This is a genomic window from Tritonibacter mobilis F1926, assembly GCF_000376545.2.
Taxonomy (GTDB): Bacteria; Pseudomonadota; Alphaproteobacteria; order Rhodobacterales; family Rhodobacteraceae; genus Epibacterium; species Epibacterium mobile.
The window spans coordinates 1,696,036-1,709,183 of sequence record NZ_CP015230.1 but is presented as its reverse complement, the minus strand read 5'-3'; the positions used below and the strand labels follow the sequence as shown (position 1 = coordinate 1,709,183).

13 protein-coding genes are annotated in these 13,148 nt (G+C 56.9%); 8 read left to right on the top strand and 5 right to left on the bottom strand.

What is annotated here, in order from left to right:
* The first annotated feature begins 197 nt into the window (after window positions 1-197).
* Entirely contained in the window at window positions 198-1,529 is a 1,332-nt protein-coding gene (tig, locus tag K529_RS08215; RefSeq protein ID WP_005608676.1) for a trigger factor, read from the top strand.
* 508 nt (window positions 1,530-2,037) lie between these two features.
* Window positions 2,038-2,907: a GGDEF domain-containing protein gene (locus tag K529_RS08210; RefSeq protein ID WP_227512271.1), complete on the top strand. Its 870-nt coding sequence runs from the start codon at window positions 2,038-2,040 to the stop codon at window positions 2,905-2,907.
* A 55-nt stretch (window positions 2,908-2,962) separates the two neighbouring features.
* Here K529_RS08210 and K529_RS08205 read toward each other — a convergent pair whose 3' ends face one another.
* Entirely contained in the window at window positions 2,963-4,921 is a 1,959-nt protein-coding gene (locus K529_RS08205; RefSeq protein ID WP_005608672.1) for a bifunctional 2',3'-cyclic-nucleotide 2'-phosphodiesterase/3'-nucleotidase, read from the bottom strand.
* Window positions 4,922-5,200: 279 nt separating this feature from the next.
* On the opposite strand from K529_RS08205, the gene aqpZ reads away from it, so the two are divergent.
* A complete protein-coding gene (gene aqpZ / locus K529_RS08200) occupies window positions 5,201-5,890 on the top strand; it encodes an aquaporin Z (protein ID WP_005608670.1) in 690 nt (229 codons plus the stop codon).
* A gap of 60 nt (window positions 5,891-5,950) precedes the next feature.
* On the opposite strand, the gene K529_RS08195 is transcribed toward aqpZ, so the two are convergent.
* A complete protein-coding gene (locus K529_RS08195) occupies window positions 5,951-6,421 on the bottom strand; it encodes a lytic transglycosylase domain-containing protein (RefSeq protein WP_005608667.1) in 471 nt (156 codons plus the stop codon).
* A gap of 485 nt (window positions 6,422-6,906) precedes the next feature.
* Here K529_RS08195 and K529_RS08190 point away from each other — a divergent pair, with 485 nt between their 5' ends.
* The 3 genes from K529_RS08190 (at window position 6,907) to K529_RS08180 (ending at window position 10,071) form a co-directional block, all read left to right on the top strand.
* Window positions 6,907-7,755, top strand: a complete 849-nt coding sequence (locus K529_RS08190; RefSeq protein ID WP_005608664.1) for a flagellin N-terminal helical domain-containing protein — start codon at window positions 6,907-6,909, stop codon at window positions 7,753-7,755.
* A 330-nt stretch (window positions 7,756-8,085) separates the two neighbouring features.
* Window positions 8,086-8,931, top strand: coding sequence for a flagellin N-terminal helical domain-containing protein (locus tag K529_RS08185; RefSeq protein WP_005608658.1), 846 nt, complete (start codon window positions 8,086-8,088; stop codon window positions 8,929-8,931).
* 288 nt (window positions 8,932-9,219) lie between these two features.
* Window positions 9,220-10,071 (top strand): flagellin N-terminal helical domain-containing protein, encoded by an 852-nt coding sequence (locus tag K529_RS08180; protein WP_005608656.1) that lies wholly within the window; start codon window positions 9,220-9,222, stop codon window positions 10,069-10,071.
* Window positions 10,072-10,169: 98 nt separating this feature from the next.
* On the opposite strand, the gene rplI is transcribed toward K529_RS08180, so the two are convergent.
* The 3 genes from rplI to rpsF are packed head-to-tail and all read right to left on the bottom strand — an operon-like array spanning window position 10,170 to window position 11,411.
* A complete protein-coding gene (rplI, locus tag K529_RS08175) occupies window positions 10,170-10,787 on the bottom strand; it encodes a 50S ribosomal protein L9 (RefSeq protein WP_005608652.1) in 618 nt (205 codons plus the stop codon).
* A gap of 13 nt (window positions 10,788-10,800) precedes the next feature.
* On the bottom strand, window positions 10,801-11,028 hold the full coding sequence (gene rpsR / locus K529_RS08170; protein WP_005608650.1) for a 30S ribosomal protein S18: 228 nt from the start codon (window positions 11,026-11,028) through the stop codon (window positions 10,801-10,803).
* Between the two features lie 29 nt (window positions 11,029-11,057).
* Window positions 11,058-11,411, bottom strand: coding sequence for a 30S ribosomal protein S6 (gene rpsF, locus K529_RS08165; protein WP_005608637.1), 354 nt, complete (start codon window positions 11,409-11,411; stop codon window positions 11,058-11,060).
* Between the two features lie 310 nt (window positions 11,412-11,721).
* Here rpsF and K529_RS08160 point away from each other — a divergent pair, with 310 nt between their 5' ends.
* Both K529_RS08160 and K529_RS08155 read left to right on the top strand, forming a co-directional pair.
* A complete protein-coding gene (locus K529_RS08160) occupies window positions 11,722-12,255 on the top strand; it encodes a hypothetical protein (RefSeq protein WP_005608631.1) in 534 nt (177 codons plus the stop codon).
* 246 nt (window positions 12,256-12,501) lie between these two features.
* Window positions 12,502-13,077, top strand: coding sequence for a YceI family protein (locus tag K529_RS08155; RefSeq protein ID WP_005608630.1), 576 nt, complete (start codon window positions 12,502-12,504; stop codon window positions 13,075-13,077).
* The last annotated feature ends 71 nt before the right edge of the window (window positions 13,078-13,148 follow it).

The following is a 13,148-nucleotide window of genomic DNA, read 5'->3' as shown; positions in this document are numbered from 1 at the left end:
CGGGGGGCGTTTGCATGTCCAATGAGGCAAAACCCGCCATTCAGGTGCGAAAACCGGGTGAAAAGGCCCCTTTGAGACGCTTCCTGAGCGGATCGAGGCTGATGCCCCTTGCACCGCGACGCGCGGGCCAATAGAAGGCCTCAAATTGTCTGGGGGCGGAGCCTGCGCGCGCGCCCCGAATCTCTATGGGGAATATGATGCAGGTCACTGAAACTCTGAACGAAGGTCTGAAGCGCGGCTACGCGATCACCATTCCGGCAACCGAGCTGGAAGAGAAGGTCAACGCGAAACTGGCCGAAGCGCAACCCGAGATCGAGATGAAGGGCTTCCGCAAGGGCAAGGTTCCGATGCCGCTTTTGAAAAAGCAGTTCGGTCCCCGCCTTATGGGCGAAGTCATGCAGGAAGCTGTCGATGGTGCGATGAACAAGCACTTTGAAGACTCCGGCGACCGTCCGGCGCTGCAGCCTGACGTCAAAATGACCAACGAAGACTGGAAAGAGGGCGACGACGTCAACGTCGAGATGTCCTATGAAGCACTGCCCGCGATCCCTGAGGTCGACGTGTCCGGTGTTGAGTTGGAAAAGCTGGTCGTCAAAGCAGAAGACGCAGCCGTGACCGAGGCGCTGGAAAACCTCGCGTCCTCTGCACAGGAATTCGAAGCCCGCGAAGAGGGTGCCGCATCCGAGGATGGCGATCAGGTCGTAATCGACTTTGTCGGCAAAGTGGACGGCGAAGCGTTCGAAGGCGGTTCCGCCGAGGATTACCCGCTGACGCTGGGCTCCAACTCCTTCATCCCCGGCTTTGAAGAGCAACTGGTTGGTGTGAAGTCCGGTGAAGAAAAAGACGTCACCGTGACCTTCCCAGAAGAGTATGGCGCAGAGCACCTCGCGGGCAAAGAAGCCGTGTTCTCCTGCACCGTCAAAGAGGTCAAAGCCCCCAAAGCGGCAGAGATCAACGACGAGCTGGCCAAGAAATTCGGTTCTGAGGATCTGGACCAGTTGAAAGGTCAGATCTCCGAGCGTCTCGAAGCAGAATATGCTGGCGCCGCCCGTCAGGTGATGAAGCGTGCCGCCCTCGACGCGCTGGCCGAACTGGTCTCCTTCGACCTGCCGCCGAGCCTCGTTGAGGCAGAAGCCAAGCAGATCGCGCACCAGCTGTGGCACGAGGAAAACCCGGACGTGCAGGGCCACGACCACCCGGAAATCGAGCCGACCGACGAGCACAACAAGCTGGCCGAGCGCCGCGTGCGTCTTGGTCTGCTGCTGGCCGAGATGGGTCAGAAAGCCGAAGTCGAAGTGACCGACCAGGAAATGACCCAAGCGATCATGCAGCAAGCACGCCAGTATCCGGGTCAGGAACGTCAGTTCTTTGAATTCATTCAGCAAAATGCTCAGATGCAACAGCAACTGCGCGCGCCGATCTTTGAAGACAAAGTCATCGATCTGGTGTTCGATCAGGCCAAAGTTTCTGAGAAAGAAGTGTCCAAAGAGGACCTGCAGAAAGCTGTTGAGGCGCTGGAAGAAGAGTAACTTCCACACCTTTGAAGTTTTGAAAGGCCGTCCCTCGGGGCGGCCTTTTTATATTGCGATATACGCAACCTAAAATATCTCGTGCGTCAATATTTTGACAGCTCAGAGATGCCCGTGCATTATGGATTTAGGCCAATACGTCTTTGGAATCTGGCGCCATCAATAATGCTGCGCTTGTTTCATCGGAAATACGAAAAACGCCTAAAGGCTATGGTAGAAAGGAAAAATTAACACTCCACTTTTTGGCGATCTGGTTTTGCTTTTCACAGAAGCGGGGTGTTCATGGGAATGGCGATTGCGGGGAAGAAATTAAATTTTTTCCCTCAAAATATTTCTCATTGTGGGCTTCAACTTTCCTCGCGAAAATTTCATTAGTTTTTGAAATTTGAATTTTCCGAGGTGACTCGGTCCCACAGCGTTGTATTGGGGCGGTTAAATGGTAGCCACTGAGGCGCAGGCGCGCGTCAACTTTTACTTAGGTGTTTGTTTGGCTCTGGTTTGCGCAGCCATGCTGATCCTGAATTTAACGCGCGGTGATTTTATTCTGTCTGGTGCTCTTGGGCTGCTCGTTTTGGTGGTCGTGATCGACCTGTGCGCCTTTGTGAAAAAGAAAAGGCTACCAATCTCGATCCCGATGGTCCTGTTCCTCTTGGGCGCTGTGATTGTCCTGTCGGTGTGGCGCGCAGGCGCGGAGGTCGGGTTTTATGCCTTTCCGACCCTTATTGGCGCGTTTCTTGTGCAGCCCGGGCGTTTTGCGGTGTGGTACTCTCTCGGGCTCACGATCGCGGTCGCAGGGACGGTGGCAACTGTGGGCGCAGACGCGCCGATGGCCATACGCCTCGGGCTGGCGTTGCTCTTGTGCCTGACCTTTTTGTGGTTCGCCGCCAAGCGCATCACCGAGGCGCAGGATCAGCTGGAAAACAGCGTGTTTCTCGATCCGCTGACAGGTTGCTTTAATCGTCGCCATCTGGCGCGCGTGTCAGAGACGCAGGATTTGCGCAATGCAGCGCTGATCCTCTTTGATCTTGATTACTTCAAAAGCGTCAATGACACCTTCGGCCATCCAACCGGCGATTTTGTGCTGCGGTCGGTCACCGCTTTGGTGCGCCAGCAGCTGAGCGACGGTGATCTGTTTTTCCGCATCGGCGGGGAGGAGTTTCTGGTGCTGCGTCTCAACCCGGAGAAAGGCACCACCCGCGCCTTGGCTGAACAATGCCGCCAAGCGCTGGATACCTCGCGTATTCTCGCCACCCGGCGTGTCACCGCGACCTTCAGCTGTGCGGATTTCGACGGGCGCGCAGACATGGAACCGGTGCTCGGGCAGGCGGATGTGGCGCTGCTGAAAGCCAAGCGGGCAGGGCGCAACCGCGTCGTTTGACAAAAAGAACCGCCCCGCAAATGCAGGGCGGCCCTCAGAATTGCTTCAGCATAGATCAGAGTGCGATTTTGAACCGTGCAAACCCATCCGGCCCGTCGCCGGCGGGGGTGATGGTCACACCGGGCACATTGGCGGCATACGCGGCCGCTTTGGGTCCCGTATCAAACAGCACTGAGGTTTCCGGCAGCGGTGCAAAGCGCCAGTTGCCATCCGCCCTAGGGCTGATGGTGCCTTGCTCCACGATATAGCGCACGATCACGTCGCGGTTCGTGTCCGGCCCTTCAAAGACGATGGTATCGCCCATGGCGCCGGGAAAACTGCCACCGCCGCTGGCGCGGTAGTTATTGGTGGCAATGATGAACTCCTGCGCGGGATCAATGGGGGCCCCATTGAATTCGAGGTTCACGATCCGGTTGGTGTCCGGGTTGATAACCTCACCCTTGGGCGCAAACATCGGTGGTTGGCTCAGGTCGATCTGATAGGTCACCCCGTCGATCACATCAAAATTGTAGCTGGGGAACTCGGTGTTCAGCAGCACCTGATCCGCCTTGCCGGGCACAACCTGATTGAACATCCCCGCCGAGCGCTCCAGCCAGTCCTTGACCTGCTGACCAGTGACTTTCACTGCGCGCACGGTGTTGGGATAGAGGTAGAGATCGGCGACATTCTTGATCGCCACATCGCCTATGGGGACATCGGTGTAATACTCCGGCCCTCCGCGCCCGCCAGCCTTGAACGGCGCGGCGGCGGAGAGGATCGGCAGGCCCTCATACTCGGTGCCCTTCAGCATCTGAGAGATATACCAGGTCTGCGCAATCGAGACGATCTGCACCGACGGATCATCCGCCACCAGTGCAAAATAGCTGTGCAGCGGCGCGTCCGTCTTGCCCACCGCGCGGCGCACATAGGCCAGTGTGGCGTCATGGTCTGCCTGCACCGCGTCAAGCACGCTTTGGTCGCTCTCCACCAGCGCGGTGACGCTGCGGTCTTCGTTGCGCTTTGAAATGGGTCGCGCCTCGGAGGCATGCCCCACCACACGCCAGCCATTGCCATCGCGCTCCAGCATCAGGTCGATCAGCCCCATATGGCTGCCCCAATAGCCGCCCATGACGGCGGGGGTGCCGTGGATGGTGCCTTTGTCGGCATCAACACCTGCAAAATCCGCATAGGTGGAGGAGGGGAACACCAGATGGCTGTGTCCGGTCATAATGGCATCAATGCCCTCAACCGCCGCCAGCGGCACCGAGGCGTTCTCCATGCCGTCACTGTGATCGGCCGAGCCGATGCCAGAATGCGACAGCGCAATAATGATGTCTGCGCCTTTCTCCTTCATCTCGGGCACATAGGCGCGGGCGCATTCGACGATGTCACGCGCCTGCACGTTGCCTTCCAGATGTTTGCGGTCCCAGTTCATCACTTGCGGCGGCACAAATCCAATCAGGCCGATCTTGATAGGGTGAGATTTGCCTGCGCCATCGGTCAGCGTGCGCTCCAGCATCACATAGGGCGGCAGCAGCGTCTCATCCTCGCGCGGCGAAGCACCGGTCTTTTTGGCAATATTGGCGCAGACCACGGGGAACCCGGCCCCGGCCAGCGATTTCATCAGGAAAGAGATCCCATAGTTGAACTCGTGATTGCCCAAGGTCGAGGCATCAAAGCCCACGGTGTTCATCGCCGTGATGACCGGGTGCTGGTCGCCTTCTTTCATACCGCGCTCATAGGCGATGTAATCGCCCATCGGGTTGCCCTGCAGGAAATCCCCATTGTCCACCAGCAGCGAATTGGTCGCCTCTGCGCGGATGTCATTGATCAGCGATGCGGTGCGGGCAAGGCCCAGCGTATCCACCGGTTTGTCGCCATAATAATCATAAGGAAACACATGCACGTGCAAATCAGTGGTTTCCATCAGGCGCAGGTGAACCTGACCCGAGGCAGCGGCAACAGAAAACGGATGCAGTGCGATCAGACCCGCACTACCTGCCAGAAAGGACCTGCGGTCAATTTGCCAAGACATCTAACTCTCCTGAAATATTCAATATTTTGTGCCCCACCCGGCTGAATGCCACAGGGGCGATTCTTCAAATGATAGAGCGAGAAGATGACATTTTCGCCGGGAAAAATCGGCGCCTTTGACAGCCAAGGCCAATGCTCGGCCAGAGGGGGCAAGGTTGAGTAGTATTTCTAAAATTTTTCCCACTTCCAGAAAGTGAAAACTGAAACACAATGCTCAGACGCTCACAAAATAAAAGATGCGTCCAAGATCTGAGCGGGGACGGTGTAAGTGGAGATAAAAATGAGTAAAAAGTTGTTGGCTGAGTTTGTTGGGACCTTTTGGCTGGTCTTTGGCGGATGTGGCAGTGCCGTCTTGGCTGCAGGAATTGAAAATGTGGGAATCGGTTGGCTGGGGGTGAGTCTGGCCTTTGGTCTCACGGTGCTGACCATGGCCTATGCGGTTGGCGGGATTTCGGGCGGACATTTTAATCCGGCTGTCTCGCTTGGTCTTGTGGTGGCAGGGCGCTTTCCGGCCAAAGACCTGATCCCTTATTGGCTGGCGCAGGTCATCGGCGCCATCGCGGCGGCGGCCACGCTTTATGTTGTGGTGTCTGGCATCAACGGCTTTGAGGGCGTTGGTGGATTTGCCTCAAACGGCTATGGGGGCGCTTCCCCATTGGGCTACGGGATGATGTCCGCACTGGTCATGGAGATTGTCATGACCGCGGCGTTCCTGATCATCATCCTTGGGGCAACCTCTGCCACTGTGCCCGCAGGCTTTGCGCCGATTGCCATTGGTCTGGGCCTGACCCTGATCCATCTGGTGTCGATCCCGGTGACCAACACATCGGTAAACCCTGCGCGCTCCACCGGGGTCGCTCTGTTTGCGGATGGACCTGCGCTGACACAATTGTGGCTGTTCTGGGCTGCACCGCTTGTCGGGGCGGTCATTGGGGCGGTGATCTGGAAGATCCTGTCCACCGACGACTGAGGATCACGCAATATGTCCGCCCTTCCTCCTGAGGAGGGGCGGTATTCATCGCGCAGAGTTTCAGCGCAATCCGGTCTCTTCCAGCATGCCGCGACGCTTGGCCTCGTAGTAATAGCCCCGCGAATAGTGTTTGACCGCGTTATCCTGACTGCCATCGGCAATCAGCCACGCCCCACGCAGATAACGCACGGCATATTTCAGATTGGTATCTGCGTCCAACAGGTCCTGCGGCTCGCCCCGAAACCCCATGGAGCGTGCGGTGGCAGGCAGGATCTGCAGCAGCCCATAATAAGGGCGATTGGTGGCCCAGGGGCGGTGGGTGCTTTCACGTATGGCAAGACGGTGCACCAGACTGCGTGGCACCTCGTAATGATCGGCCCAGAAGTTGATCTTTTTCCGCAGCTCCGGTGTCTCATTTGGATAGAGGGGCGGGTTGAATGCACGGCTGACGGACTCGTCAGTGCTTGCACATCCCGCCACGGAGCTGAGGGAAAAGGCCGCCAAGGTCCACAGCAGGTGACGACGGTTCATTGGGCTGTCTCATGGTTGTTTCTCTGGCTCCCAACCTAGCGACGCTGTGCGATGCGGCAAACCTGCAATTTTAGACAAGGCGGAGCTTTGCCTATACGCGCGCGATGCGTGCGGTAAGGTTAGAAATATATCATTAGATACAGTTGCTTGGAGCGGAATTGTCATCATGTAGTCGACACCAAAGCGACCACGGAACAGACGAAAAACGCCCTGCCGTTTTAATCAATTATCCAATGCAATTGTCGCGGATTTTCGACGATTAGCAAATCATTCAGCTGTGTTAAAATTGTAGGGATGTAAAAGCCGCCCATTAAGGAGTCAGTAACAGAATACATGCCATTTTGACCGTGCATCTGGTGACGGATGGCGCTGACGCTGAGAGGCGGAAGGCAGGTTTAGGACGGGACCACTCGCCCCCGTGTAACGGGATAACCTGAATATAGGACAGATAAAAAATACTGTCCTGCCATTGAATAAGGTGCTCTATGTCCAGCATTCTGACCAATAACGGCGCAATGGTTGCGCTGCAGACCCTGAAGTCCGTCAATGACGACCTCGGCAAAACTCAAACCAGCATCTCCACCGGTAAAGAGGTGGGTACAGCCAAGGATAACTCCGCGGTTTGGGCTATCTCCAAAACCATGGAATCCGACATCGCCGGTTTTGAAGCGATCGAAGAGGGTCTCTCTGTCGGTGAAGCGACCGTTGCGGTTGCCTCTGCCGGTGCTGAGCAGATCGTTGAAAAACTGACCGAGATGAAAGAGCTGATCGTCTCCGCGCAGTCTGAAAACGTTGATCACGCCACCATTCAAACCGACATCGATTCCAAAGTGGAACAGGTTGAGGCGATCATTTCCGCAGCCCAGTTTAACGGTGCAAACCTTCTGGCGACCAATGTGGATGGCAATGGCGCAACCGGCGTTGGCGTTCTGGCCTCGCTGGACCGTGTGGGTGCAGGTGGAGCCGTGTCTGCGGTTGAGATCACCATCGCATCTGTCGATTTTGAGGCCGATCTGGACTTTGGCACGAGCCTGACGACGATTACTGATACAGCCACGGCGGCGACCGCACTGGATGAGATTGAAGTGCTGATTCAAACTGCGATCACCGGTGCTGCTTCTCTGGGTGCGGATTCGGCCCGTCTGGAAGATCAGTCCGAGTTCGTCAGCAACCTCGTTGACTCCATGACCATGGGCGTGTCGACCATGACCGACACCGACATGGAAGAGGCCTCCGCGCGCCTTTCCGCGTTGCAAACCCAACAAGATCTGGCCACCCAGTCGCTGACCATCGCGAATGAAGCGCCAAGCTCGCTGTTGCAGCTCTTCCGTTAAGGTCTCCTGATCTGAGGAATACCACCGCCGGCTCCTTTGGGGCCGGCGGTTTTTTTGTGTCTCGCTCGACAGATGCGATTTCTTACGGAAAATTTTTCGAAGCTTAGACAGTTATTCAACAGTGTTAAAATTGTAGGAATGACTCGCTGCCGCATTAATGAATCGTAAGTGCTTTTGTGGCACATTGATGGTGCATCTGGTGACAGGTGGCGCTGACGCCGTGAGGTGGAAGGCAGGTTTAGGACGGGACCACTCGCCCCCGTGTAACGGGATAACCTGAATATAGGACAGACATAAAAATCACTGTCCTGCCATTGAATAAGGTGCTCTATGTCCAGCATTCTGACCAATAACGGCGCAATGGTTGCGCTGCAGACCCTGAAGTCCGTCAACGACGACCTCGGTAAAACCCAAACCAGCATCTCCACCGGTAAAGAGGTGGGCTCCGCCAAGGATAACTCCGCGGTTTGGGCAATCTCCAAAACCATGGAATCCGACATTGCCGGTTTTGAAGCAATCGAGGAAGGCCTGTCCATCGGCGAAGCAACCGTCGCAGTCGCCTCTGCCGGTGCCGAGCAGATCGTTGAAAAACTGACCGAAATGAAAGAACTGATCGTTTCTGCGCAGTCTGAAAACGTTGACCATGCGAAGATCCAAGCAGACATCGACTCCAAAGTAGAGCAGATCGGTGCGATTATCTCCGCTGCTCAGTTCAACGGTGCAAACCTGCTGGCCGCTGACGTCGATGGCAATGGTGCGACGGGTGTTGGTGTTCTTGCCTCGCTTGACCGTGTTGGCGCAGGTGGTGCCGTGTCTGCGGTTGAGATTTCCGTCGCCTCCGTTGATTTTGAGACCGATCTCGACGTCGCATCGATGACTCAAATCACCGACTCCGCCTCGGCGGCTTCTGCTCTGGGTGAAATCGAAACCTATCTGCAAACCGCGATCACCGGTGCTGCATCCCTTGGTGCGGATGCTGCGCGTTTGGAAGATCAGTCCGAGTTCGTCAGCAACCTCGTGGACTCCATGACTTTGGGCGTGTCGACCATGACCGACACCAACATGGAAGAGGCCTCCGCGCGCCTGTCCGCGTTGCAAACCCAGCAGGATCTGGCAACCCAGTCGCTGACCATCGCGAATGAAGCGCCAAGCTCGCTGTTGCAGCTCTTCCGTTAAGGTCTCCTGACCTGAGGAATACCACCGCCGGCTCCTTTGGGGCCGGCGGTTTTTTTGTGAACAAGTTTACCCGATCGGGCAAAGCGGCTTTGGTCGGGTTAACGACTGCGTTACGTGTTAGCCATATATTAACGCCTTTGTGGATATCGTTAACCTGCATCCAGCCGCACGATGGGCGGATGGCGCCGGGGGACCACTTCGGCAGTGTCCAGAGCGATACGCTGCGATCTCAGAAACGGGATCTACACCTGTGGGACTGTCCAGTCCCTCGCGATGGAACCCTAACCCATGTCCAGCATACTGACCAATCACGGGGCGCAGATAGCCCTTCGTACTCTGAAGACCATTAACGGCAACCTTACCGATGTGCAGAACTCCATCTCAACCGGTAAGCGGATCGGCTCGGCCAAAGACAATGCCGCCGTCTGGTCGATTGCCAAAACCATGGAATCCGACATCTCCGGCTTTCGCTCGATCAAGGACGGTCTCGCCATGGGCGAAGCCACCGTCGCTGTCGCCTCAGCTGGCGCAGAGCAGATCGTCGAAAAGCTGACAGAGATTAAAGAACTGATCGTATCGGCACAGTCTGAAAACGTCGACCATGCCACCATTCAGACCGATATTGCCTCTAAGGTCGAACAGGTCGAGGCGATCATCGCCGCCGCGCAGTTTAACGGTGCAAACCTCCTGTCTGCGGACGTCGATGGGTCCGGCGCCACGTCGCTGGGCGTGCTTGCCTCGTTGAACCGTGTGGGGTCGGGCGGCACCGTGACCGCAAATGAGATCACGGTGGCTTCGGTGAATTTCGATAACACCCTCGATTTGGCGAGCAGCCTCACTGCGATCACCGACAGCACCTCTGCCGCTACCGCGCTGACGGAAATCGAAGATTTCTTGCAAGTGGCCATCACGGGGGCTGCGTCTCTGGGCTCTTCCGCTGCGCGCATCGAGGATCAGTCCGATTTTGTTGGGCGATTGATGGATTCCATGGAATTGGGCGTCTCTGCCCTGACGGACACTAATATGGAGGAGGCTTCCGCCCGACTGGCCGCGCTGAAGACACAGCAAGAACTGGCGATACAGTCTCTCACCATTGCCAATCAGGCGCCGAGATTGCTGCTGGAACTGTTCCGCCGCTAAGGCGCTTATCCGGGAATGCAAAAAAGGCGACATCCATAGGATGCCGCCTTTTTCTTTGTTCCAATCGCAAGGGCAAAACCCCTGCAGTCAGCCGAAGCTTACTTGGAGTCGTCTTCTTCTGCGGTCGCAACCGGTGCGTCGCCTTCGTCGTCGTCAGAAGCTGCGCCACCGATATCGTCGAAGAGTTCGGAGATTTCGAACTCTGCTGCGGCTTCTTCTTCAGCGGCCAGTTCCTGAATGGACTTGCCGGAGGCCTGCAGTTCCGCTTCCTCGGGGGAGCGCGCAACGTTCAGCTCGATGGTCACCATGACCTCGGGGTGCAGGTGCACTTCTGCGATGTGCAGGCCCAGGGTCTTGATCGGCTCACGGATGATGACCTGCTTGCGGTCGACCGAGAAGCCTTCTTCGGTTGCAACGTCAGCCGCGTCACGGGTGGTGACGGAGCCGTAGAGGTTGCCGCCATCGGAGGCGGAGCGAATCACGACGAACTGCTGGCCGTTGAGTTTCTCGCCGAGCGCTTCTGCTTCTTTCTTGGTCTCCAGGTTGCGCGCTTCAAGCTGCGCTTTCTGGGATTCAAAAGCTGCAATGTTGGCGTCAGACGCGGTCTGAGCCTTGCCCTGCGGCAGCAGGTAGTTACGTGCAAAGCCGGGCTTTACGTCAACGACGTCGCCCATCTGGCCGAGCTTCGCAACACGTTCAAGAAGGATAACTTGCATGGATCAGGTCTCCTTACTTCACGGCGTAGGGCAGCAGGGCGAGGAAGCGGGCGCGCTTGATAGCACGGGCCAGTTCACGCTGCTTCTTCGCCGAAACGGCGGTGATGCGGGAAGGAACAATCTTGCCACGCTCAGAGATATAGCGCTGCAGCAGACGAGTGTCCTTGTAATCGATTTTGGGCGCGTTCTCACCGGAGAACGGGCACACTTTCCGGCGACGGAAAAATGGTTTGGCTGCCATGGTTTAGCGTCCTTTTCTCAAGCGTTGGATCAACGGCGCTCGCGACGGTTGTCGCGTTCGTCACGTTTCTGCATCTGGACCGAGGGGCCCTCAGCGTGCTCTTCGACCTTGATGGTCAGAACGCGCATCACGTCGTCATGCAGGCGCATCAGGCGTTCCATTTCCTGAACGGCCGACGAAGGTGCGTCGGAGCGCAGGAAGGCGTAGTGGCCCTTGCGGTTTTTGTTGATCTTGTAGGCCATGGTTTTCACGCCCCAGTACTCCTGGTCGACCAGCTTACCGCCGTTGTCGGACAGAACAGCACCGAAGTGTTCGATGAGGCCTTCTGCTTGCGAGTTGGACAGGTCCTGACGCGCAATCATGACATGCTCATAGAGTGGCATGCGAACTCCTGTTTGTGTCTGGGCGCATTTCATAGGAGGGGCATATTTGCCTTCCGCTGCCCCACCACGAGAGTCTGCGCGGATCAAAAGATACGGAAGGAGGCCTCCCATTAGACGGCTTTGTGCCAAAGCGCAACCCGCCACAGAAGGTCAGGGCGCGGGGGCGTTCGGCTCGGGGTCTGGCGAAATAGGATAGGGAACCAAGTTTTCCCTCACCCTGCCACACTGCTGCCCCATTCCAGCGCGAGTGAATAGGTTAACAAGTCGTTAACGGCGTCAAGGGCGCCCGCGAGTATAGAGGAAGAAAGCCATGACAGCGATTGATCAGAACGTCATCGACTTTACCCGTGTTGCACCGATTGATCATGTGCCGGGATTTCGCTCTGAGGCGCCCTCGCAAGTAACCCTACGCCCCGGCGGATCCGTGTCTGCTATGTTGCTGCGCCTGCTCGGTGGTTGCATGGTGATGGCCTCGACCGGGCTCTGGTTGATGCCAGACTCCGGTGCGGATCCGCAAATGGCGTTGATCCGCATTGGCGTGTCGGTGTTTTTGCTGTTTGTCGGCCTGTGCTTGCTGTTGCAGCGGGAAATGAAGCTGCCGCCGGAATTTCATTTTGACGCACAGCGCAATGAGTTGCGCATCGAAGAGATTCGCAGCGATGGGCGTTCGGTTGTGCTGATGCGCCGCAGCTATGCCTCGCTTGGTGCAGCGCGTTTCAGCGGTAAGACGCTGCAAATCCTCGAAGGCGATGGCAGCGTTCTGATTGAACTGCCGCTCGAAGGTCGCACCACACGCAAGCTGTTGTTGTCTCAGCTGAAACCGCATCTGCGCATCATGAGCTGATCTGCCGCGACCACAGCGTTCCGGCGCCGGGGTCAAGACCCCACGTTATCTGACATTCGCGTGAGAACCCGCCGATCCGAGAGGATTTGGCGGGTCAACTGCGTTAGGTCAGCTTATATCAGACCCACCCGGCGCACAGCCGGGTGTTCATTTCCCAACACTCGATGTTGGGTTTTGCGGACTAGCTGACGCCAACCGCATGGCCGACATTATGACCATCGAACCACCACTCTGGAGCCCAGACACATGAAAAAGATCCTGCTTGCTGCTGCGCTGATCGGCACCGCCGCGACTTCCGCTTTTGCTGCACCTGAAAAATACACGCTCGACTCGAGCCATAGCCAGATCCTGTTCAGCTACAACCACCTCGGCTATTCCACCACTTGGGGCATGTTCTCCGGCTTTGAAGGCGAGATCATGTTTGATCAGGAAGACCCGGCGAACTCTTCCGTTTCCGTCTCCATGCCCGTGAAGTCCATGTTCACCGGCTGGGAAGCGCGCTTCAACCACTTCATGTCCGATGATTTCTTCGGTGCTGCGGATGACGAAATGGTCTCCTTCACCTCTACCGGCATCGAAGTGACCGGCGAAGACACCGCAAAAATCACGGGCGATCTGACCCTCAATGGCGTGACCAAATCCGTGGTTCTCGACGCCAAACTGAACAAGGCCGGCGAGCACCCGATGGCGAAAAAGCCATGGGCGGGTTTTGATGCCACCACCACTTTGGTGCGCTCCGAGTATGAATTGGGCCAGTTCGCGCCCTTCGTCGGCGATGAGGTCGAAGTTAAGATCTCCATCGAGGCAACCAAAGCCGAATAAACCAAAGACACCGAACAGGTGCCTTTTAGCCACCGGTCCCGATGGGATCGGTGGTTTTTTGTATCCCGGTC

Excerpts from the sequence above, each read along its gene's own strand:
- tig (WP_005608676.1), top strand. The coding sequence starts at position 198 with ATGCAGGTCACTGAAACTCTGAACGAAGGTCTGAAGCGCGGCTACGCG.
- K529_RS08210 (WP_227512271.1), top strand. The coding sequence starts at position 2,038 with ATGCTGATCCTGAATTTAACGCGCGGTGATTTTATTCTGTCTGGTGCT.
- K529_RS08205 (WP_005608672.1), bottom strand. The coding sequence starts at position 4,921 with ATGTCTTGGCAAATTGACCGCAGGTCCTTTCTGGCAGGTAGTGCGGGT.
- aqpZ (WP_005608670.1), top strand. The coding sequence starts at position 5,201 with ATGAGTAAAAAGTTGTTGGCTGAGTTTGTTGGGACCTTTTGGCTGGTC.
- K529_RS08195 (WP_005608667.1), bottom strand. The coding sequence starts at position 6,421 with ATGAACCGTCGTCACCTGCTGTGGACCTTGGCGGCCTTTTCCCTCAGC.
- K529_RS08190 (WP_005608664.1), top strand. The coding sequence starts at position 6,907 with ATGTCCAGCATTCTGACCAATAACGGCGCAATGGTTGCGCTGCAGACC.
- K529_RS08185 (WP_005608658.1), top strand. The coding sequence starts at position 8,086 with ATGTCCAGCATTCTGACCAATAACGGCGCAATGGTTGCGCTGCAGACC.
- K529_RS08180 (WP_005608656.1), top strand. The coding sequence starts at position 9,220 with ATGTCCAGCATACTGACCAATCACGGGGCGCAGATAGCCCTTCGTACT.
- rplI (WP_005608652.1), bottom strand. The coding sequence starts at position 10,787 with ATGCAAGTTATCCTTCTTGAACGTGTTGCGAAGCTCGGCCAGATGGGC.
- rpsR (WP_005608650.1), bottom strand. The coding sequence starts at position 11,028 with ATGGCAGCCAAACCATTTTTCCGTCGCCGGAAAGTGTGCCCGTTCTCC.
- rpsF (WP_005608637.1), bottom strand. The coding sequence starts at position 11,411 with ATGCCACTCTATGAGCATGTCATGATTGCGCGTCAGGACCTGTCCAAC.
- K529_RS08160 (WP_005608631.1), top strand. The coding sequence starts at position 11,722 with ATGACAGCGATTGATCAGAACGTCATCGACTTTACCCGTGTTGCACCG.
- K529_RS08155 (WP_005608630.1), top strand. The coding sequence starts at position 12,502 with ATGAAAAAGATCCTGCTTGCTGCTGCGCTGATCGGCACCGCCGCGACT.